At 65.0% G+C, this 25481-nt stretch carries 27 protein-coding genes; 15 read left to right on the forward strand and 12 right to left on the reverse strand.

Annotated features, from left to right (window positions below; all coding sequences use genetic code 11):
* The first annotated feature begins 170 nt into the window (after window positions 1-170).
* The 5 genes from ABIE58_RS07140 to ABIE58_RS07160 all read left to right on the forward strand — a co-directional run bounded on the left by ABIE58_RS07140 (window position 171) and on the right by ABIE58_RS07160 (window position 6221).
* A complete protein-coding gene (locus tag ABIE58_RS07140; RefSeq protein ID WP_354544018.1) occupies window positions 171-1487 on the forward strand; it encodes a glutamine synthetase family protein in 1317 nt (438 codons plus the stop codon).
* Window positions 1488-1536: 49 nt separating this feature from the next.
* Entirely contained in the window at window positions 1537-2223 is a 687-nt protein-coding gene (locus ABIE58_RS07145; protein WP_354544019.1) for a type 1 glutamine amidotransferase, read from the forward strand.
* Window positions 2216-3583 carry a glutamine synthetase family protein gene (locus tag ABIE58_RS07150; RefSeq protein WP_354544020.1) on the forward strand — a complete coding sequence of 456 codons (1368 nt, stop codon included), beginning with the start codon at window positions 2216-2218 and terminating at the stop codon, window positions 3581-3583. The genes ABIE58_RS07145 and ABIE58_RS07150 overlap by 8 nt, the downstream gene beginning before the upstream one ends.
* 48 nt (window positions 3584-3631) lie before the next feature.
* Entirely contained in the window at window positions 3632-4936 is a 1305-nt protein-coding gene (locus ABIE58_RS07155; protein WP_354544021.1) for an NAD(P)/FAD-dependent oxidoreductase, read from the forward strand.
* A 76-nt stretch (window positions 4937-5012) separates the two neighbouring features.
* Complete coding sequence (locus ABIE58_RS07160; RefSeq protein WP_354544022.1) at window positions 5013-6221, forward strand: DegT/DnrJ/EryC1/StrS family aminotransferase; 1209 nt, start codon at window positions 5013-5015, stop codon at window positions 6219-6221.
* A gap of 57 nt (window positions 6222-6278) precedes the next feature.
* On the opposite strand, the gene ABIE58_RS07165 is transcribed toward ABIE58_RS07160, so the two are convergent.
* Window positions 6279-6854, reverse strand: a complete 576-nt coding sequence (locus tag ABIE58_RS07165) for a YceI family protein (protein WP_354544023.1) — start codon at window positions 6852-6854, stop codon at window positions 6279-6281.
* Window positions 6855-7000: 146 nt separating this feature from the next.
* Complete coding sequence (locus ABIE58_RS07170) at window positions 7001-7501, reverse strand: hypothetical protein (protein WP_354544024.1); 501 nt, start codon at window positions 7499-7501, stop codon at window positions 7001-7003.
* A gap of 229 nt (window positions 7502-7730) precedes the next feature.
* Between ABIE58_RS07170 and rpsF the strand changes: the two genes are divergently transcribed.
* The 5 genes from rpsF (at window position 7731) to ABIE58_RS07195 (ending at window position 10808) form a co-directional block, all read left to right on the forward strand.
* The gene (gene rpsF / locus ABIE58_RS07175; protein WP_354544025.1) at window positions 7731-8093 is read left to right on the forward strand and encodes a 30S ribosomal protein S6; all 363 of its coding nucleotides are present in this window, start codon (window positions 7731-7733) and stop codon (window positions 8091-8093) included.
* A 29-nt stretch (window positions 8094-8122) separates the two neighbouring features.
* A complete protein-coding gene (gene rpsR / locus ABIE58_RS07180) occupies window positions 8123-8350 on the forward strand; it encodes a 30S ribosomal protein S18 (protein WP_354544026.1) in 228 nt (75 codons plus the stop codon).
* Window positions 8351-8362: 12 nt separating this feature from the next.
* Window positions 8363-8968, forward strand: coding sequence for a 50S ribosomal protein L9 (gene rplI / locus ABIE58_RS07185; protein ID WP_354544027.1), 606 nt, complete (start codon window positions 8363-8365; stop codon window positions 8966-8968).
* Window positions 8969-9174: 206 nt separating this feature from the next.
* Window positions 9175-9876: a LuxR family transcriptional regulator gene (locus ABIE58_RS07190; protein ID WP_354544028.1), complete on the forward strand. Its 702-nt coding sequence runs from the start codon at window positions 9175-9177 to the stop codon at window positions 9874-9876.
* 131 nt (window positions 9877-10007) lie between these two features.
* Entirely contained in the window at window positions 10008-10808 is an 801-nt protein-coding gene (locus tag ABIE58_RS07195; protein WP_354544029.1) for an acyl-homoserine-lactone synthase, read from the forward strand.
* A gap of 114 nt (window positions 10809-10922) precedes the next feature.
* On the opposite strand, the gene tig is transcribed toward ABIE58_RS07195, so the two are convergent.
* The 3 genes from tig to rplM form a co-directional block, all read right to left on the reverse strand.
* Window positions 10923-12254, reverse strand: coding sequence for a trigger factor (gene tig / locus ABIE58_RS07200; RefSeq protein ID WP_354544030.1), 1332 nt, complete (start codon window positions 12252-12254; stop codon window positions 10923-10925).
* A gap of 193 nt (window positions 12255-12447) precedes the next feature.
* Window positions 12448-12939, reverse strand: coding sequence for a 30S ribosomal protein S9 (rpsI, locus tag ABIE58_RS07205; protein WP_354544031.1), 492 nt, complete (start codon window positions 12937-12939; stop codon window positions 12448-12450).
* Window positions 12939-13403 (reverse strand): 50S ribosomal protein L13, encoded by a 465-nt coding sequence (gene rplM / locus ABIE58_RS07210; protein ID WP_354544032.1) that lies wholly within the window; start codon window positions 13401-13403, stop codon window positions 12939-12941. Before rplM ends, rpsI begins: the two co-directional genes overlap by 1 nt.
* A gap of 388 nt (window positions 13404-13791) precedes the next feature.
* On the opposite strand from rplM, the gene speD reads away from it, so the two are divergent.
* Both speD and speE read left to right on the forward strand, forming a co-directional pair.
* Window positions 13792-14316, forward strand: coding sequence for an adenosylmethionine decarboxylase (gene speD / locus ABIE58_RS07215; protein ID WP_354544033.1), 525 nt, complete (start codon window positions 13792-13794; stop codon window positions 14314-14316).
* Window positions 14313-15158: a polyamine aminopropyltransferase gene (speE, locus tag ABIE58_RS07220; protein WP_354544034.1), complete on the forward strand. Its 846-nt coding sequence runs from the start codon at window positions 14313-14315 to the stop codon at window positions 15156-15158. Before speD ends, speE begins: the two co-directional genes overlap by 4 nt.
* Before the next feature lie 19 nt (window positions 15159-15177).
* Here speE and gap (ABIE58_RS07225) read toward each other — a convergent pair whose 3' ends face one another.
* The 5 genes from gap (ABIE58_RS07225) to ABIE58_RS07245 form a co-directional block, all read right to left on the reverse strand.
* Window positions 15178-16179, reverse strand: coding sequence for a type I glyceraldehyde-3-phosphate dehydrogenase (gene gap, locus ABIE58_RS07225; protein WP_354544035.1), 1002 nt, complete (start codon window positions 16177-16179; stop codon window positions 15178-15180).
* A gap of 92 nt (window positions 16180-16271) precedes the next feature.
* Complete coding sequence (locus ABIE58_RS07230; protein WP_354544036.1) at window positions 16272-16415, reverse strand: hypothetical protein; 144 nt, start codon at window positions 16413-16415, stop codon at window positions 16272-16274.
* Between the two features lie 73 nt (window positions 16416-16488).
* Window positions 16489-17490: a type I glyceraldehyde-3-phosphate dehydrogenase gene (gap, locus tag ABIE58_RS07235; protein WP_354544037.1), complete on the reverse strand. Its 1002-nt coding sequence runs from the start codon at window positions 17488-17490 to the stop codon at window positions 16489-16491.
* Window positions 17491-17623: 133 nt separating this feature from the next.
* Complete coding sequence (locus ABIE58_RS07240; protein ID WP_354544038.1) at window positions 17624-18325, reverse strand: sirohydrochlorin chelatase; 702 nt, start codon at window positions 18323-18325, stop codon at window positions 17624-17626.
* Between the two features lie 28 nt (window positions 18326-18353).
* On the reverse strand, window positions 18354-18692 hold the full coding sequence (locus ABIE58_RS07245; RefSeq protein WP_354544039.1) for a TraR/DksA family transcriptional regulator: 339 nt from the start codon (window positions 18690-18692) through the stop codon (window positions 18354-18356).
* Window positions 18693-18778: 86 nt separating this feature from the next.
* Between ABIE58_RS07245 and cysE the strand changes: the two genes are divergently transcribed.
* Window positions 18779-19609, forward strand: a complete 831-nt coding sequence (gene cysE / locus ABIE58_RS07250) for a serine O-acetyltransferase (protein ID WP_354544040.1) — start codon at window positions 18779-18781, stop codon at window positions 19607-19609.
* A 34-nt stretch (window positions 19610-19643) separates the two neighbouring features.
* On the opposite strand, the gene ABIE58_RS07255 is transcribed toward cysE, so the two are convergent.
* Window positions 19644-20204, reverse strand: a complete 561-nt coding sequence (locus ABIE58_RS07255) for a lipid-binding SYLF domain-containing protein (protein WP_354544041.1) — start codon at window positions 20202-20204, stop codon at window positions 19644-19646.
* Window positions 20205-20334: 130 nt separating this feature from the next.
* Window positions 20335-21336, reverse strand: a complete 1002-nt coding sequence (gene hemB / locus ABIE58_RS07260; RefSeq protein WP_354544042.1) for a porphobilinogen synthase — start codon at window positions 21334-21336, stop codon at window positions 20335-20337.
* Window positions 21337-21466: 130 nt separating this feature from the next.
* On the opposite strand from hemB, the gene ABIE58_RS07265 reads away from it, so the two are divergent.
* The gene (locus ABIE58_RS07265; protein ID WP_354544043.1) at window positions 21467-21994 is read left to right on the forward strand and encodes a component of SufBCD complex; all 528 of its coding nucleotides are present in this window, start codon (window positions 21467-21469) and stop codon (window positions 21992-21994) included.
* Window positions 21995-21999: 5 nt separating this feature from the next.
* Window positions 22000-25461 (forward strand): transcription-repair coupling factor, encoded by a 3462-nt coding sequence (mfd, locus tag ABIE58_RS07270; protein ID WP_354544044.1) that lies wholly within the window; start codon window positions 22000-22002, stop codon window positions 25459-25461.
* Window positions 25462-25481 lie beyond the last annotated feature (20 nt).

The raw sequence follows: 25481 nt of genomic DNA on the forward strand, positions 1-25481 counted from the left end.
TGGGAGGCATAAGGCCGTCAGCCGACCACGACATCCAGCCTCACCCAAATCGCACCGCTGCGTGGCAGCGAAAACGGTCAAAAATCGAGGTGCCCTTTTGATCAAATTACTCTTGGCAAGCCCCCCCGCCGCGCGCTACGCTTGCCAAAATCCCGATCAGGACTTCCCCGATGGACCTCACACAGTTCCAGACCTTCCGCGTGGCCGCCTGCGACCTCAACGGCCGGATGCGCGGCAAGCGCCTGCCTGCGAGCTTTGCCGACAAGCTCGATGACGGCAGCCTGCGTATGCCGCTAAGCGCCTTGAATCTCGACATTTTCGGCGCAGATATAGAAGGCTCTCCGCTGGTTTTCGACAGTGGCGATATCGACGGGCGGCTGTTTGCGACATCGCGCGGCGCGGTGCCCTTGCCGTGGCTGGAAGAGCCGCAGGCGCTGGTGCCGATGGTCATGCATACCGAGGATGGTGCCCCCTTCGAGGGCGATCCGCGCCACGCGCTGGCCGCGGTTCTCGCCAGTTACGCCGCGCGCGGATGGGAGGTGTTCGCCGCCACCGAGCTTGAATTCACGCTGGTGGAGCCTGCTGGCAAGTCATTGAAAACAGTGCGTGATCCGCGATCCGGGCGGCGCATGAAGGCCCCCGGCATCCTCAGCCTCGGGCAGATGGACGCCTTTGACAGCTTTCTGTCGGCGCTCTATTCGGCGGGGGCCGAGATGGGCATTCCGGTGGAATCGGCGATCAGCGAGGCCGGGATCGGGCAGTTCGAATTGACCCTGCACCACCAATCGGCCATGCGCGCCGCCGATGATACATGGCTTTTCAAGAACCTTATCAAGGGCCTGGCGCGGCGTCATGGTTTTGTCGCCACGTTCATGGCCAAACCCTTCGACGCCGATAGCGGCAACGGGATGCACATGCATTTCTCGGTGCTCGATGCGGACGGGCGCAACGTCTTTGACGACGGCACGCCGCAAGGCACCGATATCCTGCGCGCCGCCGTCGCCGGATGCCTCGCCGCCATGCCCGCCTCGACGCTGATTTTTGCGCCCCACGCAAACAGTTACGCACGTCTCGTGCCCGGTGCCCATGCGCCCACCGGGGCGGGATGGGGCTATGAGAACCGCACCGCCGCGCTGCGCATCCCCGGCGGGCCACCCGCCGCACGCCGGATCGAGCATCGCGTGGCGGGCGGCGACATCAACCCCTACCTCACCTTCGCCGCCATCCTCGGGGCCGCGATCACCGGCATCGACGACGCTATGATCCCGCCCGCGCCGATCACCGGTAACGCCTACGAGGCAGAGCTGCCGCAGCTTGCCCCCGACTGGGCCGCCGCGATCGACGCATTCGAGGCCAACCCGTTGATCGCGCGCATCTTTCCGGCAGGGCTCATCGCCAACCTGGTGATGACCAAGCGGCAGGAACATGCGCGCATCGACGCGATGGCCGCGCAGGATCACTGGAAGGTCTATCTCGAAACGGTGTAGGCTGGGGAAGGCCTCCACTCTAAATTTGATCAAAAACGGATCACCCCCCATGAAAATCGGCATCCTGAAAACCGGCCACGCCCCCGATATCGTGCGCGACAGCCTTGGCGATTACGACGCCATGTTCGCGCGCCTGCTCGACGGGCACGGCTTCGAATTTGCACCCTATGACGTGGTTGACGGCGTCTTTCCCGACGGGGCGCAGGCCGCCGATGGCTGGCTTGTTACCGGCTCGAAACACGGGGTTTACGAGGATCACCCGTGGATTGCCCCGCTCGAGGCGCTCATCCGCGAGATCCGCGACGCGGGCCGCCCGCTGGTGGGGGTGTGTTTCGGCCACCAGATCATCGCGCAGGCGCTGGGCGGCGAGGTGGTCAAGCACCCGGATGGCTGGCGCGTGGGGGCCACGCAATACCAGATCGACGGCCGCCCCCTCACCCTCAACGCCTGGCACCAGGATCAGGTCGTCACCGCCCCGCCGGGGGCCGAGGTGGTGGGCCGCGCCGAGGGCTGCGAAATCGCGGCGCTGCGCTATGGCCCCAACATATTCACCGTCCAGCCCCATCCCGAATTCGACGCCACCATGATGGACCGTTTGATCGAGCATCGCGCCATCGGCGTGGTGCCCGACCCGCTGCGCGACCACGCGCGCGCCCTGCTCGACACACCCACCGACAGCGCCGCCATGGCAGGCACGCTTGCCGATATCCTGATGAAAGGGGGCCGTCATGGCTGACCTCGGCCAACTCACCGCCGCCCTGCCCGCCGCCGCGCAGGCCTATCTTGAAGGCCGCCGCCTTGACGAGGTGGAATGCATCATCTCGGACCTGCCCGGCATCGCGCGCGGCAAGGCGGTGCCCGCCACCAAATTCGCCCGGCAGGAATATTTCCACCTGCCCGATTCAATCTTTTACCAGACCATCACCGGCGATTGGGGCGAGGCCGCGGGCGAAGAGGGATTTATCGAGCGTGACATGATCCTGCGCCCGGACATGTCCACCGCCTCTGCCGCGCCGTGGACCGCGGATTGGACCATCCAGGTGATCCATGATGCGTTCGACCGCGAGGGCACGCCGATCCCGTTCAGCCCACGCAACGTGCTGCGCCGGGTGGTCGCGATGTATCACGAGCGCGGCTGGAAGCCGGTGGTGGCCCCCGAGATGGAATTCTTTCTCGTCGCCCGCAACCTTGACCCCGCCCACGAGATCAAGCCGATGATGGGCCGCTCGGGCCGCCCCGCCGCCGCGCGGCAGGCCTATTCGATGACAGCGGTGGACGAGTTCGGCCCCGTCATCGACGATATCTACGATTTCGCCGAGGCGCAGGGCTTCGAGATCGACGGCATCACGCAGGAGGGCGGCGCGGGGCAGCTCGAAATCAACCTGCGCCACGGCGATCCGATCAAGCTGGCCGATGAGGTGTTCTATTTCAAGCGCCTCATCCGCGAGGCGGCGTTGCGGCATGATTGCTTTGCCACCTTCATGGCCAAGCCGATCGCGGACGAGCCGGGCAGCGCCATGCATATCCACCACTCGATCCTCGACATGCAGAGCGGGCGCAACCTCTTTGCCGGGCCGCAGGGCGGCGAGACGGACCTCTTTTTCCACTTTATCGGCGGGTTGCAGAAACACCTGCCCTCGGCCATCGCGGTGCTGGCCCCTTACGTCAATTCCTATCGCCGTTACGTGCGCGATCACGCCGCGCCGATCAACCTCGCCTGGGGGCGCGACAACCGCACCACCGGCATTCGCGTGCCGCTTTCGGGGCCGGACTCGCGCCGGGTTGAAAACCGCATGGCGGGGATGGATTGCAACCCCTATCTTGGCATCGCGGCAAGCCTTGCCTGCGGGCTTCTGGGGATTATGAGGGAGGAGTGGCCAGACAAGCAGTTCAAGGGCGACGCCTATTCCGGCGAGCCGGATATTCCCAACGTGATGGGCGACGCGCTCGACCTCTTTGAGGAGGCCAAGGATCTGCACGCGATCCTCGGGCCGGATTTTGCCCGCGTCTATGCCATCGTGAAACGCACCGAATACGAGGAATTCCTGCAAGTCATCAGCCCGTGGGAGCGCGAGCACCTGCTGCTCAACGTCTGAGCCGGGCTGCACCCGCCGGATTTAGGGTATTTTAACCAAGAAGAAGCCATGAACCTACTCCATGCCAATGACCGGCGCGGGGCCTATCCGCCAAGCTGGTATGCCGCCACCGCCGAAGCGCCGCCGCCGCGCGCGCCGCTCAAAGGGACCGCGCGCGCCGATATCTGCGTGGTGGGCGCGGGCTATACCGGCCTTTCGGCGGCGCTGCATCTGGCGGAGGCGGGGCTTGACGTGGTGCTGCTGGAGGCGCAGCGCGTGGGCTTTGGCGCCTCGGGGCGCAATGGCGGGCAGTTGGGCAGCGGGCAGCGGATGGAACAGACCGCGCTGGAGCGGCTGGTGGGCGCGGATGACGCCGCGCATCTGTGGCGGCTGGGCGAGGAGGCCAAGGCGCTGGTCAAGGGGCTGGTCGCGCGGCACGCGATCGACTGTCACCTGAAGCCGGGCGTGGCCCATGCCTGTTTCACGCCGCGCGAGATGGCGGGCGAGCACGCCTATGCCGATCATCTGGCCGCGCGATATGGCTATGGCGAGATCGAGACGCTCGACCGCGACGCCTTTGCCGCGCTCTGCCCCTCGCCCGCCTATCACGGCGGCACGCTCGATATGGGGGCGGCGCATTTGCATCCCCTCAGCTATGCGCTTGGCCTTGCGCGGGCGGCAGAGGCGGCGGGGGTGCGGATATACGAGCGCTCGGAGGTGCAGGACATCCGGCGGGGGGCGCGGCTGCGGGTGGCCACCGATGCCGGTCATGTCGAGGCCGATCACCTGATCCTTGCCTGCAACGGCTACCTGGGCGGGCTGGAGCGCAAGGTTGCCGCCCGCGTCATGCCGATCAACAATTTCATCGTGGCGACCGAGCCCCTGGGAGAGGATGCCGCGCGCGTGCTGACCCGTGACGTGGCGGTGGCCGACACGAAATTCGTGGTGAATTACTTTCGCCTGAGCCATGACAAACGACTGCTTTTTGGCGGCGGCGAGAGCTATGGCTACCGGTTTCCGCGCGATATCCGCGCCACGGTCTCCAGGCCGATGCTGGAGATTTTCCCCCATCTGGGGGATGTGACGCTCGATTATGCCTGGGGCGGCACGCTCGCGATCACGATGCGGCGGATGCCGTATCTGGCGCAAGTGGCGCCCAATATCCTCTCGGCCTCGGGTTATTCGGGGCATGGGCTTGGCATGGCAACGCTGGCGGGGCGACTGATGGCCGAGGCGGTGCGCGGGCGCTCAGAGGGGTTCGACTGCATGGCGCGGGTGCCCTGCCCGGCCTTTCCCGGTGGGGCGGCGCTGCGCAACCCGCTTCTGGTGCTGGCGATGAGCTGGTTTGCGCTGCGCGACCGGCTGGGGTTTTGACAGGCTTTGACAAATCGTCACATTTCGGGCCTATATGTTCGGGAAAGCCGAAACCCGTTTTCAGGAAAGCCGAAATATGACGCAAGCCCCCAATGTCCATGATGCCGAACCCATCCCCGAGGCCGCGCGCGCCGAGATCGACCGGCTGCTTTCGAGCGGAGACCTGTTTCGCTATACCGCGCCGCAGGATGCGCCCGTGGCCCTGCTGGAACGCGAATTCGCCGCCGAAATGGGCACGGCCTACGCGCTGGCGGTGTCGTCCTGTTCGGCGGCGCTGTTTCTCTCGCTGAAGGCGCTTGATCTGCCGCGCGGGGGGCGGGTTCTGATTCCCGGCTTTACCTTTGCCGCCGTGCCGTCCTCGGTGGTCCATGCCGATCTGGTGCCGGTGCTGTGCGAGGTGGGCGAGGATTACCGCATTGATCTGGCCGATTTCGAGGCGCGGCTGGACGGGGTCGATGCCGTGTTGGTGAGCCACATGCGCGGCCATACCTCGGATATGGATGCGATCATGGCGCTGGCCGAGGCGCGTGGCCTGCCGGTGGTGGAGGATGCCGCGCATTCGCTTGGCACAATCTGGCGGGGGCGCAAGATCGGCACGCTGGGCCGGGTGGGCTGTTTCAGTTTCCAGTCCTACAAGATGGTGAACGCGGGCGAGGGCGGCATTCTTGTCACCGATGATGCCGATCTGGTGGCGCGCGCGGTGATCATGTCGGGCGCCTATGAGCATAACTGGGCCAAGCACATGGCCGCGCCTGATGCCGCGCTAGAGGCGGCGTTTGCACGCTGGCAGAACCGGCTACCGCTCTATAATCTGCGGCTGAACAACCTGTCGGCGGCGATCATCCGCGCGCAACTGCCCGAGATTGCGCGGCGGGTGCAGGCGGGGCGCGCGAATCATGATCGCGTTGCGGCGCGGCTCGATGCCTCGCCCTGGCTGTCGGTGCCCGAGGCGCTGGTGGGAGAAGAGCGCGCACCCGATTCGATCCAGTTCAACCTTGTGGGGTTGGGCGATGCCGAGACCCGCGATTTCGCCGCCATCGCGGCGGCGCGGGGCGTCAAGGTGCAGATATTTGGCCAAAGCGCAGATAATGCGCGCGCGTTCTGGAACTGGGGGTTCCTGCCCGGCGGCACGCCTGATCTGCCGCGCACACGGGCGATGCTGATGCGCGCCTGCGATGTGCGCCTGCCCGCGCGGCTCAGCCGGGCCGACTGCGATGCCGTGGCCGATATCGTGATTGGCGCGGTGAGCGAGGTGATCGGCGCGCGACGGGCCTACGGCACCTGAGCCAATGGACAGGGCCGCCCGCATCGCGGACGGCCCGGCCCTGTCGGGATTGCGGGGTTATTCGGGCTTGCCGGCCTCAATCGAGATCATCACCTCGACTTCATCGCTGACATAGGGCGCGAATTTGCCAAGCTCGAAATCCGTGCGCAAGAGCGTGGTCGTGGCGCTGAAGCCGAGCCAGGGGCGGTTGTTCATCGGATGGGCATCGGCCTTTTGGTTTAGCACCGTGTCGAGCACCACCGATTTGGTAATCCCGTTCATGGTCAGATCACCGGTGATGAGCGCGGTATTCTCGCCGGTGACCTCGATCCCGGTGGAGGTGAAGGTGACCATATCACCCTCTGTCGCGCCGAAAAACTCCTCGGACATGAAATGCGCCTCGCGCTTTTCCCAACCGGTGAACATCGACATCACCGGCATCGCGACGTTGACCGAGGAATTGGCCGGGTCTTCTGCGTCAAAGGCGATCTCGCCCTCGAAGCCGGAGAACATCCCCGTCGTGGTCGAGAAACCGAGGTGGTTATAGGTGAACACGACCTGGCTATGGCCGGGGTCAAGCTCGTAGGTTTCGGGTGCGGCATGCACCGCCGTGGCAGAGAGGGCGAGGGCGGCTGCGAAAAGCATAGATTTCATGGTCAGGACTCCAATCCGTTAAAAACGCGTTCAACACTTGGGAAAATGAGCGATCCCGCGCAAAGAACAAGGGCACAGTTTCAAACACCCCCTGTGGATTGGCGAACACAGGGCAGCGGAGCGCGGCCGCCGTGGCCCTGCCCGGCTCAGACCGCGCAGGCCAGCGCCTGCTGCAAGGCGCGTTCGCCGCGTCTGCCCGCCACCTCGATGGACACGACAAGGCACCCGGTCCGGTCGCGCGCACTCAGCAGGCCGTCGCGCAGCGAAAGCTCGTGCAGATCGTCGAACCGGTGCACCTCGGCGGTGGTGGTGCCGTGCCTTTGGGACAGGCGCAGGCGCAATTCGCGTGCGCGGGCGTCGATCTCGATATCGGGCCGCCGGTCGGGGCCACGCGCGGCGTGGAGCGCCAGCATCCCCGCCCAGAACAGCACGACCGAGAATAAAAGCTTTACCAGCATCATGGCCGCATCGCCCGTATGCGACGGCACGACCCATAGCCCAAGCGCCGCGACGATCAGCCCGCCCCCCGCAAGCCGCAGCGCCAGCCCGGCAAGGCCATTATCGTGGCCCGCCAAGGCGGTATCCGCCTCATCGCCAAGCAGGGGCGGGCCTGAAAACTCGCGGTCGAAATCTGGAAGCGCAACCATTTCACCCTCCGTACCTATTACCCATACCCTGCACGCCAATCTTGCCCCGAATAGGGCGACAGGGCGGCAAAGCCGCGCCCGACAACACCGCCCTTGCAGCACCGCGCCGGGCACGGTATACGCCGCGAACCTTTCGCAATCGTTATGGACCGCGCAGACTCTCGTGGACGGGCAGCGAAACGGGTATCGCCCGCCCTATGAAATGCGCCTTGACAGAAATGGAGACGACATGCCGCTTTACGAGCATGTGATGATCGCGCGCCAGGATCTTTCCAACGCGCAGGCCGAGGGGCTCATCGAGCATTTTGGCACAATTCTCGCCGATAACGGGGGCAAGGTTATCGAGAGCGAGTATTGGGGCGTCAAGACGATGGCCTACAAGATCAACAAGAACCGCAAGGGCCATTACGCCTTTCTCAGGACCGACGCGCCCGCCGCCGCCGTGCAGGAAATGGAGCGCCTTATGCGCCTGCACGACGATGTGATGCGCGTGCTGACCATCAAGGTCGATGCCCACGAAGAGGGGCCGTCGGTGCAGATGCAAAAGCGCGAAGAGCGTGGCGACCGCGGCGAACGCCGCGAACGCCGCTGATCCCATCGCTGAGAAAAGGACGATAACCCATGGCTACCAAACCGTTTTTCCGTCGTCGCAAGGTCTGCCCCTTCTCGGGCGACAACGCGCCGAAGATCGACTACAAAGACACCCGCCTGTTGCAGCGCTACATCTCCGAGCGCGGCAAGATCGTGCCGTCGCGCATCACCGCCGTCTCGGGCAAGAAGCAACGCGAATTGTCGCGCGCCATCAAGCGCGCGCGCTTTCTCGCGCTTCTGCCCTATGCCGTGAAATAAGGAGTCAAGACCATGCAAGTGATCCTTCTGGAACGCGTGGCCAAGCTTGGCCAGATGGGCGATGTGGTCGAGGTCAAACCCGGCTTCGCGCGCAATTTCCTGTTGCGGCAGGGCAAGGCGCTGACCGCCTCGGAACGCAACATCGCCGATTTCGAGGCCCGCAAGGCGCAGCTTGAGGCGCAGAACCTCGAGACCCGCAAAGAGGCGCAGGCACTCGCCGACAAGCTCGACGGCCAGCAATTCATCGTGATTCGCCAGGCCTCCGACGGCGGCAACCTCTATGGCTCCGTCAGCACCCGCGACGTGGCCGATACCGTCACCGCCGAGGGCTTTACCATCGACCGCAAGCAGGCGATCATCCGTCGCCCGATCAAGGCGCTTGGGCTGCACGAGGTGGAAATCCACCTGCATCCCGAGGTGATGGCCACCATCGCGCTCAACGTGGCGCGCTCGGTCGAGGAAGCAGAGCTCCAGGCCTCCGGCAAATCCATCCAGGATGCAGCCGCCGAGGAAGAGGCTGCCGCCGATTTCGAGATCGCCGAACTGTTCGATGATCTTGGCGGTGCCGCCGAGGATGACTATGATGGCGGCTCGGGTTCGGGCGACGAAACCGCCTGAGCATCAGGCCACCAAAGGCCCAAACGTGACGACACACCGCGCGACGCCCTCGCGCGGTGTTTTTCGTTTACGCATCTTCGCGCATAATCGCGACCGGCCCCTCGCAGGCGAAAATCCGCGCGAAACAGGCGCAGTGCACGCGTGATTGCCAGATCAAGGGCTTGTCTCTATAGTGGGCGAACTGTGCTCATCAACGGACCTGTTTGATGGATTTGATCGACCTGAGCAAAACGCCACATACCGATGACCGTTTCACGCGGTTCCTCGATACCCTGTGCCAGACGCTCGAATTCGATCACGCCTCTTATGCAACCTTCAATCCTGTCTCCGGCGCGGTTCAGGGCTTTGCCAATTACCGCCCCGACTGGATCGAGCATTACATGCGCAAGGGGTTGCACCGGATAGATCCAACCATTCATGTGGGGCGAAAGTCGATTGCGCCAGTGGACTGGACACGGCTGGAACAAACCGCCCATTTTCGCACCGTGTTCGCCGATGCACCGGATTTTGGCGTCTCGGACCGTGGCCTGACGGTTCCGGTGCGCGGCCCTTATGGCGATATCGGCTTGTTGAGCGTCACCCGCGATTGCCCCGAGGCGGAGTGGCAGGGCCTCAAGAGAAAGGCCATCGGCGACCTTCAGATGGCCGCCGTGCACATGCATGACAACGTGATGAGTTCGGGCCTGTCGATGGCGGTGTTGCATTTGCAGCCCCTGTCCGCACGCGAACGCGAAATCCTGCAATGGGTGGCAGAGGGCAAATCGCAGCAGGATATCGGCGATATCCTGTCGATCTCGCATCGCACGGTCGAGGTGCATCTGCGCTCGGCCCGCACCAAGCTTGGCGCATTCAGCACCTCGCAGGCGATCGGGCGTGCCGTTGGTTTCGGTATCGTGCAGCCAAGCTGACCGCGCCGCCCCTTTATTCACATCGCCAAAATGTTACCGGTAAAGCGCCGCCCCTACGGGAAACCCCTAATGGCGCATGGTCCGGCAATGCGCCACCCTGTCCCCATCGATATCAGATTGGGGACAGAACAATGATCATCGTCATAGATGCTCTGAACCGGGATCGCTTTGGCGATCTGCTGTCAGAGATGTATCGCCTCAGGGCGCGTGTGTTCCAGGACCGGCTTGGATGGGATGTCACCGTGACGGATGATGGCCTTGAGATCGACGAATTCGACGCGCTTGACCCGGCGCATGTCATCTCGCTCGATGACATGGGCAATGTCGTGGGGTGCATGCGCCTGTTGCAGACCACCGGCCCGCATATGCTGGCCGATGTTTTCGTCGATATCCTCGACGGGGAACCGCCGCTGCGAAGCCCGCAACTCTGGGAGGCAACGCGGTTCTGTGTGGATACCGAACGCCTTTCCCGGACGGGACGCGCGCGGAACTCTATCTCTTACGTCACCTCCGAAGTGATGGTGGGCGCGTTCGAATATGGCCGCGACGCCGGCGTTCTCGATGCTGTCGCGGTGATCGACCCGGTGATGAACCGCGTGATGATCCGCTCGGGCAACGCGCCCTATGATTATCTCGGAAAAACCGCCGACATGGGCAAGGTCGAGGCCATGGCCGCGCTGCTCGATTGCTCGGACGAGCGCATCAATCGCATCCGCGCCTTTGCCGGAATAGAGGGTGATGTCTTTCTAGCGGAGGCCGAGGCCCTTGCCCTTGCCTCTCGTCGGACACGCAAACCGGCCAAGAGCGATCTGGAAATCTATTGCGACGAGCAAATTGCCGCCGCCGCCACCGTCACCGAAAAACTCGCCGCGCTCCGCCTCAAGGCGGCGCTGGCCGACAGGGTTCGTTCGCACTCGGATATCAGCGCCTGATCCCCCAATCTCGCGCCTCCGAGTCGGGCCTCGCCCGATCCGGGTGCCGGAACGAAAAGGGCCGCCCCACTCTCCCCGGGGCGGCCCTGTTTTCTTTCGGGGTCGATGACCGCCTTATTCGTCGTTCATCGCCTCGATCGCGGCTTCAAGCTCTTGCTTGGTCACGTCCTTGTCGGTGACGGAGGCCAGCTCGACCACGTAGTCGATCACCTTGTCCTCGAAGATGGGCGCGCGCAACTGCTGGCTCATCTGCGGGTTTTTCTGCACGAATTCAAAGAATTCCCGCTCGTGGCCGGGATATTGGCGGGCCTGGTTCATCACCGCCTGCGTCATCTCGGCATCGGTTACCTCGACCTCGGCCTTCTGGCCCAGTTCGGCAAGCAAGAGACCCAGCCGCACCCGGCGCTCTGCCAGGCTCACATGCTCGTCGGTCGGGGTAACATCGGGGTGATCGTGGCCCTCGTGGTCGGGGTTTTCCTCGTGCCAGAGCTGATGCGCGATCTGCTTGGCCTCAGTCTCCACCATCGTCGGCGGCAACTCGAAACTCACCAACGCGTCAAGCGCATCCAGAACGTTGCGCTTGAGGATCGCGCGCGCCGCCCCGGCATATTCCTGCTCCAGCCGCTCGCCGATCTGCTGTTTGAGCGCATCAAGGCTCTCGGCCCCGTATTTCTGCGCCAGATCGTCGTTGATCTCGGCGGCGACGGGCTTCTTGACGGCCTTCACGGTGCAGTCGAAAACCGCTTCCTTGCCCGCCAGATGTTCGGCCCCGTATTCCTCGGGGAAGGTGACGGTCACGGCCTTCTCGTCGCCGGTCTTGACGCCGACAAGCTGCTCTTCAAAACCGGGGATGAAGCTGCCGGAGCCAAGCACCAGCGGGTAATCCTCGGCGCTGCCGCCCTCGAACGCCTCGCCGTCCACCTTGCCGACGAAATCGACCACGACCTGGTCGCCATCCTCGGACGCGGCACCCTCGTCGCGGTCGGTGAAATCCTGCGCGCTCTCGGCGAGGTTCTTCAACGCCTCGTCGATGGCCGCCTCGTCGGCCTTGACCACCATCCGCTCGAGCGTGACCGAGGCGAGATCGACCTCGGGGATCGCGGGCAGCGCCTCGTAGGTCATCTCGACCTCGACATCATCGCCCTCTTGCCACGCCTCGTTGGTCATTTTCACATTCGGCTCGAACGCCGGGCGCTCGCCCTTTTCCTCGAAATGGGCCTTCATCGCGTCATCGACGCTTTCCTGCATCGCCTCGCCAAGCACGCGCTGGCCGAACTGCTTTTTCAACAGCGGCAGCGGCACCTTGCCCTTGCGAAAGCCCTTGAGCTCGATATCGGGCTGCGCTTCCTTGAGCTTGGCGTTAACCTTGTCGTCGAGGGCCTGCGCCGTCAGCACCAACCGGTAGCCGCGCTTGAGACCTTCGTTGAGGGTTTCGGTGACCTGCATGTTCGTCCTTTCCTATGCATCGGGCCGCGGAGGCGTCCGCGGCGGTCAAGATCACGGGCGTTCTATGGGCGCGCCTTGGCACGCGCAAGGGAAAACCGGGCAATTTTACCGTCCCGCCCCTGCCCCGCCATCCCGACATGAGAAAGGCCGCACGGGTGCGGCCTTCCACGGTCTTCTGGTCGGTCCGGCGCGCTTAACGCTTGGAGAACTGGAAGCTCTTGCGCGCCTTGGCCTTGCCGTATTTCTTGCGCTCGACCACGCGGCTGTCGCGGGTGAGGAAACCGGCGGCCTTGAGCGCGCCGCGCAAGCTGGGATCGTAAAGCTGGAGCGCCTTGGACACGCCATGCTTGACCGCGCCCGCCTGACCCGAGAGGCCGCCACCCTTGACCGTCGCCATCACGTCGAACTGACCTTCGGTGCCCGACACGGTGAACGGCTGCTTGAGGATCATCTGCAGCACGGGGCGCGCGAAATATTCGTTGATCGGCTTGCCGTTGACGACAACCTTGCCCGAGCCGGGCTTGATCCAGACGCGGGCGACCGCGTCCTTGCGCTTGCCGGTGGCATAAGAGCGGCCAAGCGCATCGCGCTCGGGCTCACGAGGGGCCTCAAACGATGCGGCGGCCACGCCCACGTCACCTGCGACGGCTTCGAGACCTTCGAGGGATTTGATTTCTTCAGCCATCAGTAAGCCACCCGCGTATTCTTGGAGTTCATGTTCTTGACGTCCAGAACCTGCGGGTTCTGGGCCTCATGGGGATGCGCGGCCCCGGCATAGACGCGCAGATGCGTCATCTGCGTGCGCGACAGCCGGTTGCCCGGCAGCATCCGCTTGACGGCCTGCATCACCACGCGCTCGGGGTGCTTGCCCTCGAGGATCTCACCCGTGGTGCGGCTCTTGATGCCGCCGGGATGGCCGGTGTGCCAGTAGTTGGGCTTGTTGCGCTTGTTGCCGGTCAGTTGCACCTTGTCGGCATTGATGACGATCACGTTGTCACCCATATCCATGTGCGGCGTAAAGCTCGGCTTGTGCTTGCCGCGCAGGCGCATGGCGATGATCGAGGCGAGACGACCCAGAACCACGCCTTCGGCGTCGATCACGATCCAGCTCTTCTCGATATCTGCCGGTTTTGCGGAAAACGTCTTCATTTCGGGCAGAACCTTGCTGTTATTCCAATGATGTCCGGGCCACGGTCAGGCCGGGGCCGGTCGATCGCTGGGTTATACGCGGATATATCGGCACGTCAACGGCGTTTGAGTATAAATACACGTTATAAAACAGTATGTTATAATAACGGTATTAATATACCCCAATTTTGGCGTGTTTTTTCGGGGCGCATCCCCCCTTTCCACCCGAGGTAAAAGAGAACCAGATTCCCCATTTTCTCGCACGCGCAGAAAAAACCGCTTGCACGACTCGAGGCGCACCCCTATCTGCCCCATCACTTGATCGGGACCGATCCCAACTTCGGATGTCTTTCTGGGGGGGCGCTAAGGGACCGACTGGATTCAATCTACTGGTAAGAAGGGGAGCGCCATGAAAGACGCCAACCTCTTCCAACTGGGGATCGGTCTGGAGACAGGCGCCCATGAGGAAGACACCGCCCGCGGGATCACCCCCGCGAACGATACCACCACCCTGCCCCGCGATGTGCTGGCCGAGGACCGCGATGATCATTTCATCCGGCGCGACGGCGCGGTTTTCGCGGGCACCCATCTCATCATCGAAGTGGTGAGTGGCCACGGCCTTGATGACGAGGCCCGCATCCAAAAGGCGTTCCGCGATTGCGTGGATACCTGCGGGGCCACTCTGCTGCACATCCACACGCACAAGTTTTCGCCGCAGGGCGTCTCGGGCGTGGCGGTGCTGGCCGAGAGCCATATCTCGGTCCATACCTGGCCCGAAATCGGCTATGGCGCGTTCGACGTGTTCATGTGCGGCGACGCCCGGCCCTGGCTTGCGGTCGATGTGCTCAAAGCGGCCTTTGGCACTGCGGATGTGCGCGTGACAGAGCTCAAACGCGGCGAGGGCCTTGTGACCGAGGCCGGTGTCGCCGCATGAGCGACTGGACCCGCGAAAGCCTGCATCCCGACTACGCGCAATCCCTGCGCGTGGAGGAAATGCTTTACGACAGCAAGACCGCGCATCAGCGGCTGAAGGTGTTCGAAAACAACACCTTTGGCCGCGTGCTGACGCTCGACGACGTGGTGCAGACCACCGAGGGCGACAATTTCATCTATCACGAGATGCTGACCCATGTGCCGATCCTCGCGCATGGGGCCGCGAAACGCGTGCTCATCATCGGCGGCGGCGATGGCGGCATGGCGCGCGAGGTGCTGCGGCACGCAAGCGTGACCCATGTCACCATGGTCGAGATCGACGCGGGCGTGGTGGATTTCTCGAAAGAATACCTGCCGATGCTGAGCGCGGGCGCGTTCGACGATCCGCGCCTTGAGCTTGTGATCGCCGACGGGGCCGAGTTCATCCGCCAGACCAAGGGCGGCTATGATGTCATCATCGTCGATTCCACCGATCCCGTCGGCCCCGGCGAGGTGCTCTTTACCGACACGTTCTATGGCCATGCCAAGCGGGCGCTGGCGCCTGACGGCATCCTTGTGACGCAAAACGGCGTGCCGTTCCTGCAAGCCGAGGAATTGCACAACACGATGCGCGCCTTCACCGCGCTTTTTACCGACGCGACCTGTTACCTTGCCACCATCCCCACCTATGCCGGCGGGCCGATGGCCTTTGGCTGGGGCACGGATGGCCCGGCGCGTGCCACCCCGCCCGACGTGCTGCAAGGCCGCTTTGACGCCGCCGGGATTGCCACGGATTACTACACGCCCGAGGTGCACCAGGCGGCCTTTGCCCTGCCCGGCTATATCGCGCGGCTGATCCCCTGACGCGGCGCGCGCGGCCCGGTCAGGCCGCGCGCCCCATCGCGGCGGCCACGTCCAGCATCCGGTTGGAAAAGCCCCATTCGTTGTCATACCACGCCAGCACACGGGCAAGGTGGCCATCCATCACCCGCGTCTGATCGGTGGCAAAGACCGCGCTCAGGGGGTTGTGGTTGAAATCCGACGAGACAAGCTCGCGCCCCGTCACATCGAGCACCCCCTTGAGCGGGCCGCGCGCGGCCTCGGCGATGGCGGCGTTGATCTCACCCACGCTGGTGTCGCGCGCGGCCTCGAATGTCAGGTCGACCGCGCTCACATTCGGCGTCGGCACGCGAATGGCGGTGCCGTCAAGACGGCCCTCAAGCTCTGGCAGCACCAGCCCCACCGACCGCGCCGCCCCGGTGGTGGTGGGGATGATGTTGAGCGCCGCACCGCGCGCGCGGTAAAGGTCCTTGTGCATCCGGTCGAGCGTCGGCTGATCGCCGGTATAGCTGTGCACCGTGGTCATGAAGCCGCGGGTGATGCCGATGGCTTCGTGCAGCACCTTGGCCACGGGTGCCAGACAGTTCGTGGTGCACGATCCGTTGGACACGATCACGTCACCCGCCACCAGATCGCCCTCGTTGACGCCAAAAACCACGGTGCGATCCGCGCCCTTGGACGGGGCCGAGACAAGCACCCGCCGCGCCCCGTTCTTCAGGTGCCGCGCGGCGGCCTCACGGTCGGTGAAAAGCCCGGTGCATTCCAGAACGATGTCGATATCGCCCCAGTCGAGCGCCTCGGGATCGCGCTCGGCGCTGACGCGAATCGGGCCGCGCCCGGCGTCGATCGTGTCGCCCGCGACGGTGATCGTGCCGGGAAAGCGCCCGTGCACGCTGTCGAATTCGAGCAGGTGGGCGTTGGTCTCGACCGGGCCAAGATCGTTGATGGCGCGAATCGTGACATCCTCGCGCCCCGATTCCACCAGCGCGCGCAACACGTTGCGCCCGATCCGGCCAAAGCCGTTGATGGCCAGTGTGAGTGCCATGGGTGCTCCTCCTGTTTCATGATAGCGCTAACAATTCAATGCGAACATAACCGAAAGCACCCACCTGTCAAGCACAGCATAAACGCGCAGCCCTACCGCCAGAATGCAAGATATTCGATCAAAGCCATGAGTTTGCGGGCAAGAAAGAGAACGCCGGACGCATCATCTTGCAGCACGTCATAGGCCAAGGCCCCGATGAGCATAAGCCCCAGCACGATCGCAATGCGGTTGGTCATGGGGCAGCCCCTCACCAAAAAATATCCCGCCGGGTATGCCCGACGGGACCGTATCGCGCAAGCGATGCAATGATTACTGCAAGCGGCCCATCGCCACGGCCACATCGGCCATGCGGCACGAAAAGCCCCATTCGTTGTCATACCATGCCAGAACCCGCACCAGACGCTTGCCAATCACCTTGGTCTGGTCGGGAGCAAAGATGGAGCTTTCCTCGGTATGGTTGAAATCGACCGAGACCTTGGGTTCGGGATCATAGCCGAGGATGCCCTTCATCGGGCCTGCGGCGGCCTCGGCCACGACGGCGTTGACATCCGCCTTGGTCACGTCGCGCTCGGCCACAAAGGTGAGGTCCACCGCCGAGACATTGGGCGTGGGCACCCGGATGGCAGAGCCGTCGAGACGCCCTGCCAGTTCGGGCAGCACCTCGCCCAGCGCCTTGGCCGCGCCGGTGGAGGTGGGGATCATCGACATGGCGGCGGCGCGCGCGCGATAGAGATCCTTGTGGCGGCGGTCATGGGTGGGCTGATCGCCGGTATAGGCGTGGATCGTGGTCATGATGCCCGATTCGATGCCGATGGCGTCATTGAGAACCTTGGCCAGCGGTGCCAGGCAATTGGTGGTGCACGACCCGTTCGAGATCATCCGCTCATCGGGCTGCAACGCGTCGTGGTTGACGCCGTAAACCACGGTGCGGTCTACGTTCTTGCCCGGTGCCGAGAGCAGCACCTTGCGCGCGCCGCGCTCCAGATGGGTCTTGGCGGTCAGCCCGTCGTTGAACTTGCCGGTGCATTCCATCACCACATCCACGCCCTCCCAGTCGAGCGCGGTCATGTCATAGGTGGAAAACATCTCGATCGGGCCGCGGCCCAGATCCATCGTGTTGCCCTCGATGGTGATCGGGTGGGCAAAGCGGCCATGCACGCTGTCATAGCGCATGAGATGTGCCGCCGTCTCGAGCGGGCCGGTGGCGTTGACCTTCACCACCTTGATGTCGTTGCGCAGGCTCTCGGAAATATGCGCCAGCGTGGCGCGGCCGATACGCCCGAAACCGTTGATACCGACGGTGATGGTCATGGGGGTCTCCTGATCCGGGATTTGCGGGCGGTATAGACGCAGGCGAGGCGCGCGAAAACCCGGAAAATGCGGATTTTCCGCGCCAAGTCAGGCTGTTAGCGATAACTGTTAGCGCAAATGCGCGGCGGTGGCGCTAACGGTCTGCGGCGATGGCGCGGGCCACGAGGGCGGGCACCGCCGGGGCAAGACCGAGCGGCGCGAGACGCCGCCCGGCAAACCCCGCCGCATCGAGCCCCTCGGGCAGATCGTCAAGCACATGCCCACGCGCGGCGGCAAAGAATGGCAGGCAGATGCTTTGCGCGCCCATGCCGGTGGCGGCCTCAGCGAGATAAGGTGCCTCCTCGACAAAGCCCACGCGCGTCTCGGCAAGCGCGATGTGGCGTGCCAGCGCCTCGGCAAAGGCGCGGGTATCGCGCGCCGAATTGGGGCTGCGGCCCGAGCCATGCGCGGCGATGAACAGGCCGGTCTCGGTGGGCACCCACCCTGCCTGCGCGATCTCTTCGGCGAGAAGCGCTGCGGCCAGCGCGGGCAAGTCGGGCGACACGCCAAGCGGGCGCAGCACCCGCGCCTGCGGCACCCCCGACAGGCGCTTGCGCAGGTTCTCGCCGGTGAACCAGCCCTCGGTCATGAAGAGCGGATAGACTACCGGGGCCGCCCCTGCCCCGGCAAGTGCGCCATCGAGCGCGCCGGGCTGCGCCAGCGTCGCCGCACCAACATGCCAGCCGGGCAGATGCCCCGCCACCTGCGCGGCAAAGCGGGCAAGCTCTGCCGCGGCCACCTCCGGCTCGGAGGGCTGGCCGTGGCTGACGATGAGGGCTGCGGGCATATCAGGCATCGGGTGGCTCCTGTTTCAGGGGGATGGCTCAGCCGTTGGCACAGGAAATGCAGCGGGTCACGCCGGGGTCAAGCGCAAGCCGCGCCTGCGCGATCTCGTCGCCGCAATCCTCGCAATAGCCGAACTCGCCCTCGCGGATGCGCTCGAGCGCCGCGCGCAGCCTGCGCCGCTCGACATCGCGGCGGACATGGGTGGCGCGCGCCATCGCCTGCGATTGCAGCGCGTCCTGCCGGCTCAGCCGCCCGATCGCCTGCTGGTCAAGCTCGACCGTGGCCTGACCCGACCGCCCGAGCGCATCCTCAGCGTCTATCTCGGCAAGCCGCGTCTCGATCTGATCGCGAAAGCGCGCGATGTCGCTGTCTTTCATTTTTGTGATCCCTTGCAGACCGCCCTTTGCGTTTTACCCGCCCTGCCTATCTGTTATGGTGGGCGCTATCCAGAGGAGCACGAGCCGTGGCGCATACCAAAACCAAACTGGCCCAATTGGATCCCGTCTGGGCGCGCATCGCCCGCGAGGCCGAGGCCGCCATCGCCGACGAGCCGCTGATGGGCGGCCTCATTCATTCCAGCGTGCTGCATCACGGCGGGTTCGAACAGGCGCTGGCCTATCGTATCTCGCTCAAGCTCGCCTCTGCCGAGATGCCCGAGCAGATCCTGCGCGAGATCTGCGACAAGGCGCTTGGTGCCGATGATTCTATCGGGCTTGCGGCGCGCGCCGATATCGTCGCGGTCTGCGACCGCGATCCCGCCTGCGACCGGTTCCTGCTGCCCTTGCTGTTCTTCAAGGGATACCAGGCGATTCAGGCCTACCGGATCGCGCATTGGCTGTGGACCGAGGGGCGGCGCGATCTGGCGCGGTTCTTCCAGATGCGGTCTTCCGAGGCGTTCGGCGTCGATATCCACCCCGCAGCCCGGATCGGCCGGGGCATCATGATCGACCACGCCCATTCCATCGTCATCGGCGAGACGGCGGTGGTGGGCGATAACGTCTCGATGCTGCATTCGGTGACGCTTGGCGGCACCGGCAAGGAAGAAGAGGACCGCCACCCCAAGATCGGCGATGGTGTCCTCATCGGGGCCGGAGCCAAGGTGCTGGGCAATATCCGCATCGGTCGCTGTTCGCGCATCGCAGCCGGATCGGTGGTGTTGCAAGAGGTGCCGCCCTGCAAGACGGTGGCGGGCGTGCCCGCCCGCATCGTCGGCGAGGCGGGCTGCGATCAGCCCTCGGTCAGCATGGATCAGCTTCTGGGCGTGCGCGGCTCGGAGAACGCGGACACCGAATAGCCCGCGCCCGCCGGGGCACGTCTCTGGCGCAGGATTAGGGAATGATGCGGGTGTATTTCATGCCCTCGAGCGACACACCCGCCATCAGCCCGGCCTGCCCGAAGATCACCGCCACCACCGGCGAACTCGATGTGGTGGTTTCGGCGCGCAGGTTTTCGCCCTGATCGTTGAAGACATATTCGATATCGCCGCCAGCCGCCCAGCCCGAGGACCGGCGGAATCGCTCCAGCGCCTCTTGCGTCATGAAAAATAGCACATGGGCGAATTGCTGCGCGCCGAATTGCAGCCCGACGCTGCCCTTGGTCGCCGAATAGTAATCCACCGTCACGTTGTCGATCCTGAGCGCGCCGCGCCCGTAGCCGCCGCCGACGAAAATGCCGCCCTCGGTCACCACCGGCATGACCAGGATACCGCTCGCCTTGTCGGCAAGATCGCGGGTGCCGGGATAGTTGTCATACATATGCGCCAGCGTCGCGTTCACGCGCGCGTCGATCTTTGCCCCGCCGGGGCTGCCCACGCCGTTGCCACAGGCCGCAAGCACCGGCATACCTGCCAGCGCGCCAAGGGTGAATCCGCGTCTTGTGAGAGTGGTCATGCTGTCTATCCGCCTCGATTGCCTCAGGTCCGCCCGGCCTTGTCGCCATGCCGGGTCATTGCGCGCAGTATAGGCAACCGGGCCGCCCCTGTCACCAAGGATTGCGGCGCTGCGCAGGATATTGCCCGGATCAGCGACCGGCCATCAACCGCGCGGCGGCGGGCGCGAAATAGCTCAGCACCCCGTCGCAGCCCGCGCGCTTGAAGCAGGCAAGGCTCTCGATCATCGCGCGCTCGCCGTCGATCCAGCCATTGAGCGCCGCGGCGCGGATCATCGCGTATTCGCCCGACACCTGATAGGCGAAGGTGGGCACGCCGAATTCCGCCTTCACGCGGGTGCAGATATCGAGATAGGGCATCCCCGGCTTGACCATCACCATATCCGCCCCCTCGGCCAGATCGCGCCCCACCATCCGAAGCGCCTCATCGGCATTGGCGGGGTTGATCTGATAGGTCTTCTTGTCGCCCTTGAGCGCCGAGGACGCCCCCACCGCATCGCGGAACGGCCCGTAAAAGGCCGAGGCGTATTTGGCCGAATAGGACATGATCGCCACATTATGATGGCCGCCCGCCTCGAGCGCCGCGCGAATGGCCCCGACGCGCCCGTCCATCATGTCGGACGGGCCGATGATATCGACCCCCGCCTCGGCCTGGCTCAGCGCCTGTTTCACCAGCGCCTCGACGGTGGCATCGTTGACGATCACGCCATCCACCACAAACCCGTCATGCCCGGTATCGGAATAGGGATCGAGCGCCACATCGGTCATCACCGCGATCTCGGGCACGGCGGCCTTGATCGCACGGGTGGCGCGGTTGCTGAGGTTGTCGGGGTTCCACGCCTCGGCGCAATCGGCGGTGCGATGCTCAGCCCCGGTATAGGGAAACAGGCACATCGCCGGAATCCCCAGATCGGCAGCCTCGCGCGCGGCCTCCACCACCCGGTCGACCGAGCGGCGCATCACGCCGGGCATCGAGGCCACCGGCTCCTCCACCCCCTCGCCATCGCGCACAAAGACCGGCCAGATCAGATCGGACGGGGCAAGCCGCGTCTCAGCCACAAGATCGCGGATCGCGGGGGCGGCGCGCAGGCGGCGCGGGCGGCTGAGGGGAAAGGGGGCATGGATCGGGGGCATGGCTGGCTCTCTGCGGGGTTTCACGGTCCGGGCCATGCCTCATTTGCACGGAAATTCCGCCATCTCAAGGGTAGGAATTGCCGCGCGCGGGCGCTAAGAGGGCGAACGATCCACCGACAGAGGCGCGGCCTTGAGCATTCTTGACACTGTATTCGAGTTGATCGACCTGCGTTCCTTCAGCAACCTGTGGTTCTGGATCGCGCTGGCGGTGACATGGTCCACTGCAAGCCACTGGGTGCTTGGCGTGCCCTGGGACATGGCGATGCGCGCGCGGCGCAGCCAGGGCGCGACGGCAATGGCCGATTTCGAGGACATGGTGCGCATCAATACCGGGCGGCTGCTTTACGTGGCCGAGCAATCGGGCACGCTCATTACCGGGCTTGCAACCTTCATCCTCTCGTCGCTGGCGATCCTCGGCTTCGGCTATGACAACGAATTCGCGCAGGCGCTGTTTTTGCTGGGCTTTCCGCTGACAGGGGTCGGCATCCTGTCGCTGCGCACCGCGCAGCGCATCCGCGCCGAGGCCCCCGAGGGCGAGGCACTCATCGCGCGGATTTCGCGGCACCGGCTGGCGGTGCAGGCAATCGGCATGGTCTCGATCTTTGTCACCGCCATGTGGGGCATGTATCAGAACATGGCCATCGGCCCGCTCGGGTGACCGGCATGACCGCAACCCGCCATATCACCGTGGGCGGCGCGCCCGAGGGGTTCGACGCGCGGCTGGTGCTGGCCGAGGCCGACAAGACCGGCGGCCCCGTCATCCATATCGCGCGCGACGACAAGCGCATGGCGGCAATGGCCGAGGCGCTGCGCTTTTTCGCGCCCGACATGCCGGTGATCCGCTTTCCCGGCTGGGATTGCCTGCCCTATGATCGCATCTCGCCCAATGCCGAGATTTCGGCGGCGCGGATGGCCACGCTGGCGGGGCTGGTGCACGGGATGCCGCAGCGGTTCATCCTGCTGACCACGCTCAGCGCCGCAACCCAGCGCCTGCCCGCGCGCGAGGTGCTGCGCGAGGCGGCCTTTGCCGCCAATGTAGGCGAGCGCATCGACGAGGCGGCCTTGCGCGATTTCCTTGTCCGCATGGGCTTTACCCAGGCCCCTACTGTGACCGAGCCGGGCGATTACGCGCTGCGCGGTGGCATTATCGACATCTACCCGCCGGGCGAGGCAGGGCCGGTGCGGCTCGATCTCTTCGGCGATGTGCTCGACGGGCTGCGCCGGTTCGATCCGGCCACCCAGCGCACCACGCAAAAGCTCAACCGCGTGGAGCTTGCGCCGGTCTCGGAGGTGATCCTGGACGAGGCCGCGATCCGCCGATTCCGGCAGAATTACCGCATCGCCTTTGGCGCGGGCGTGGCCGATGATCCGCTCTACGAGGCCGTCAGCGCGGGCCGCAAACCCGCCGGGGCAGAACATTGGCTGCCGCTGTTCCACGCGCGGATGGAGACGCTTTTCGACTATCTCCCCGAGGCGGGCATCACCCTAGACGATCAATGCGAGCCCGCCCGCGCCGCGCGCTGGGAGGCGGTGGTGGACCAATTTGAGGCGCGCCACCACGCCGCCAGCCAGAAGGCGCGCGGCGAGGCGGTCTATCACCCGGTGCCGCCCGAGGAGCTTTATCTCGACGATGCCGCCTGGCAGGCCGTCACAGGCCCGCGCCGGGTGCTGCAGTTCGCGGCGCTGCCGCGCCCCACGGGACCGGGTGTGATCGACGCGGGCGGGCGCATCGGGCGCAGCTTTGCCCCCGAGCGCCAGCAGGAAAACACAAATCTTTTCAGCGCGCTGAAGGATCACATCACGGCCCGTCTCGATACCGGGCCGGTGCTTGTCGCGTCGTTCTCGGAGGGCGCGCGCGAACGCATCGAGGGGCTTTTGGCCGATGAGGGGCTGATCGGGGCCGTCTCTGTGCGCGACGCGGGCGGGCTGGGGCGGCACGGGCTGCACCTCGCGGTCTGGCCGCTGGAACAGGGGTTTGAGGCCCCCGGCCTCACGGTCATTTCCGAACAGGACGTGCTTGGCGACCGGCTGGTGCGCGGCGCGCGCCGCAAGCGGCGGGCCGAGAATTTCCTCAGCGAGGCGCAGGCGCTCTCGCCCGGCGATCTGGTGGTGCATGTCGATCACGGGATCGGCCGCTATCTGGGGCTGGAGGTGGTCACGGCGGCGGGTGCTGCGCATGAATGCCTCGTGCTGGAATATGCCGAGCGCTCAAAGCTTTACCTGCCGGTCGAGAATATCGAACTGCTGTCACGCTACGGCCATGAGGAGGGGCTGCTGGACCGTCTCGGCGGCGGTGCGTGGCAGGCCAAGAAGGCCAAGCTCAAGGCCCGCATCCGCGAGATGGCCGACCGCCTGATCCGCGTCGCCGCCGAGCGCGAATTGCGCCGCGCGCCGGTCATTGCCCCCGAGCATCACGCATGGGAGGCCTTTGCCGCGCGCTTTCCCTATCAGGAGACCGACGACCAGCTTCGCGCGATCGAGGATGTGCTCTCCGATCTGGAGCGCGGCCGCCCGATGGATCGTCTGATCTGCGGCGATGTGGGTTTCGGCAAGACCGAGGTCGCGATGCGCGCGGCCTTCGCCGCCGCGATGTCGGGCCAACAGGTGGCGGTGATCGCGCCCACCACGCTGCTCGCGCGCCAGCATTACCGCGAGTTTGCCGAGCGGTTCCGAGGCTTTCCGCTCTCGGTTCATGCGCTGTCGCGGTTTGTCTCGACCGCCGACGCCACCCGCACCCGCGCAGCCATTGCCGAGGGCCGCGCCGATATCGTCGTGGGCACCCATGCGCTTCTGGCCAAATCGGTCCGGTTCAAGAATCTCGGCCTGCTCATCATCGACGAGGAACAGCGCTTCGGCGTCGCCCACAAGGAGCGGCTGAAGGAAATGCGCAGCGACATCCACGTCCTGACGCTGACCGCCACGCCGATCCCGCGCACGCTGCAACTCTCGCTTTCGGGGGTGCGGGATCTGTCGATCATCGGCACGCCGCCGGTGGATCGCCTGTCGATCCGCACCTATGTGTCGGAATTCGACACCGTCACCCTGCGCGAGGCGCTCTTGCGCGAGCATTACCGGGGCGGGCAGTCGTTTTTCGTGGTGCCGCGTATCAAGGACCTGCCGGAAATCGAGGAATTCCTCAGCTCACAGGTGCCCGAGGTCAGCTATGTCGTGGCCCATGGCCAGATGGCGGCGGGCGATCTGGATCAGCGGATGAACGCCTTTTACGATGGCAAATACGATGTGCTTCTGGCGACGACCATCGTCGAATCGGGCCTCGATATCCCCACCGCCAACACCATGATCATCCACCGCGCCGACATGTTCGGTCTGGCACAGCTTTACCAGATCAGGGGCCGCGTGGGCCGCTCCAAGGCGCGCGCCTATGCCTATCTCACGACCAAACCGCGCGTGCCGCTCACGCCGGGGGCGGAAAAACGCCTTCGGGTTCTGGGCAGTCTGGATACGCTCGGCGCGGGCTTCACGCTGGCGTCTCAGGATCTCGACATTCGCGGGGCTGGCAACCTTCTGGGCGAGGAGCAATCCGGCCAGATGCGCGATGTGGGATTTGAGCTTTATCAATCCATGCTGGAGGAGACCATCGCGCGCATCCGCTCGGGCGAGGCGGCGGGCCTGCCCGAGGATGACGGCCAATGGGCCCCGCAGATCAACCTTGGCGTGCCGGTGCTCATCCCCGAGGCCTATGTGCCCGATCTCGACGTGCGCCTTGGCCTCTATCGCCGCCTCAGCGGGCTGGAAAGCAAGGTCGAGCTTGAGGGCCTCGCCGCCGAGTTGATCGACCGTTTCGGCCCCCTGCCCCGCGAGGTCAATATGCTGATGCTGGTCATGCGCATCAAGGCGATGTGCAAGCGCGCGGGCATTGCGCGGCTCGATGGCGGGCCCAAGGGGGCGACGGTCCAGTTCCACAATGACAAGTTCGCCTCGCCGCAGGGTCTCGTGGAATTCCTTCAGGATCAGCGCGGGCTGGCCAAGGTGCGCGACAACAAGATCGTCGTGCGCCGCGACTGGAAAGGCGAGGCCGACCGCGTCAAGGGTGCCTTTTCCATCGCCCGCGACCTGGCCGAAAAACTTCTGGCCGAAAAGAAAAAGACCCGCGACGGCGGTTGAGCCCGCCGACCGGGCTACGC

This window comes from Roseovarius sp. MBR-78 (assembly GCF_040547535.1).
Lineage (GTDB): Bacteria > Pseudomonadota > Alphaproteobacteria > Rhodobacterales > Rhodobacteraceae > Roseovarius.

Bases quoted from the DNA above. Each gene is read 5' to 3' on its own strand.
- ABIE58_RS07140 (WP_354544018.1), top strand. From the start codon at position 171: ATGGACCTCACACAGTTCCAGACCTTCCGCGTGGCCGCCTGCGACCTC.
- ABIE58_RS07145 (WP_354544019.1), top strand. From the start codon at position 1,537: ATGAAAATCGGCATCCTGAAAACCGGCCACGCCCCCGATATCGTGCGC.
- ABIE58_RS07150 (WP_354544020.1), top strand. From the start codon at position 2,216: ATGGCTGACCTCGGCCAACTCACCGCCGCCCTGCCCGCCGCCGCGCAG.
- ABIE58_RS07155 (WP_354544021.1), top strand. From the start codon at position 3,632: ATGAACCTACTCCATGCCAATGACCGGCGCGGGGCCTATCCGCCAAGC.
- ABIE58_RS07160 (WP_354544022.1), top strand. From the start codon at position 5,013: ATGACGCAAGCCCCCAATGTCCATGATGCCGAACCCATCCCCGAGGCC.
- ABIE58_RS07165 (WP_354544023.1), bottom strand. From the start codon at position 6,854: ATGAAATCTATGCTTTTCGCAGCCGCCCTCGCCCTCTCTGCCACGGCG.
- ABIE58_RS07170 (WP_354544024.1), bottom strand. From the start codon at position 7,501: ATGGTTGCGCTTCCAGATTTCGACCGCGAGTTTTCAGGCCCGCCCCTG.
- rpsF (WP_354544025.1), top strand. From the start codon at position 7,731: ATGCCGCTTTACGAGCATGTGATGATCGCGCGCCAGGATCTTTCCAAC.
- rpsR (WP_354544026.1), top strand. From the start codon at position 8,123: ATGGCTACCAAACCGTTTTTCCGTCGTCGCAAGGTCTGCCCCTTCTCG.
- rplI (WP_354544027.1), top strand. From the start codon at position 8,363: ATGCAAGTGATCCTTCTGGAACGCGTGGCCAAGCTTGGCCAGATGGGC.
- ABIE58_RS07190 (WP_354544028.1), top strand. From the start codon at position 9,175: ATGGATTTGATCGACCTGAGCAAAACGCCACATACCGATGACCGTTTC.
- ABIE58_RS07195 (WP_354544029.1), top strand. From the start codon at position 10,008: ATGATCATCGTCATAGATGCTCTGAACCGGGATCGCTTTGGCGATCTG.
- tig (WP_354544030.1), bottom strand. From the start codon at position 12,254: ATGCAGGTCACCGAAACCCTCAACGAAGGTCTCAAGCGCGGCTACCGG.
- rpsI (WP_354544031.1), bottom strand. From the start codon at position 12,939: ATGGCTGAAGAAATCAAATCCCTCGAAGGTCTCGAAGCCGTCGCAGGT.
- rplM (WP_354544032.1), bottom strand. From the start codon at position 13,403: ATGAAGACGTTTTCCGCAAAACCGGCAGATATCGAGAAGAGCTGGATC.
- speD (WP_354544033.1), top strand. From the start codon at position 13,792: ATGAAAGACGCCAACCTCTTCCAACTGGGGATCGGTCTGGAGACAGGC.
- speE (WP_354544034.1), top strand. From the start codon at position 14,313: ATGAGCGACTGGACCCGCGAAAGCCTGCATCCCGACTACGCGCAATCC.
- gap (WP_354544035.1), bottom strand. From the start codon at position 16,179: ATGGCACTCACACTGGCCATCAACGGCTTTGGCCGGATCGGGCGCAAC.
- ABIE58_RS07230 (WP_354544036.1), bottom strand. From the start codon at position 16,415: ATGACCAACCGCATTGCGATCGTGCTGGGGCTTATGCTCATCGGGGCC.
- gap (WP_354544037.1), bottom strand. From the start codon at position 17,490: ATGACCATCACCGTCGGTATCAACGGTTTCGGGCGTATCGGCCGCGCC.
- ABIE58_RS07240 (WP_354544038.1), bottom strand. From the start codon at position 18,325: ATGCCTGATATGCCCGCAGCCCTCATCGTCAGCCACGGCCAGCCCTCC.
- ABIE58_RS07245 (WP_354544039.1), bottom strand. From the start codon at position 18,692: ATGAAAGACAGCGACATCGCGCGCTTTCGCGATCAGATCGAGACGCGG.
- ABIE58_RS07255 (WP_354544041.1), bottom strand. From the start codon at position 20,204: ATGACCACTCTCACAAGACGCGGATTCACCCTTGGCGCGCTGGCAGGT.
- hemB (WP_354544042.1), bottom strand. From the start codon at position 21,336: ATGCCCCCGATCCATGCCCCCTTTCCCCTCAGCCGCCCGCGCCGCCTG.
- mfd (WP_354544044.1), top strand. From the start codon at position 22,000: ATGACCGCAACCCGCCATATCACCGTGGGCGGCGCGCCCGAGGGGTTC.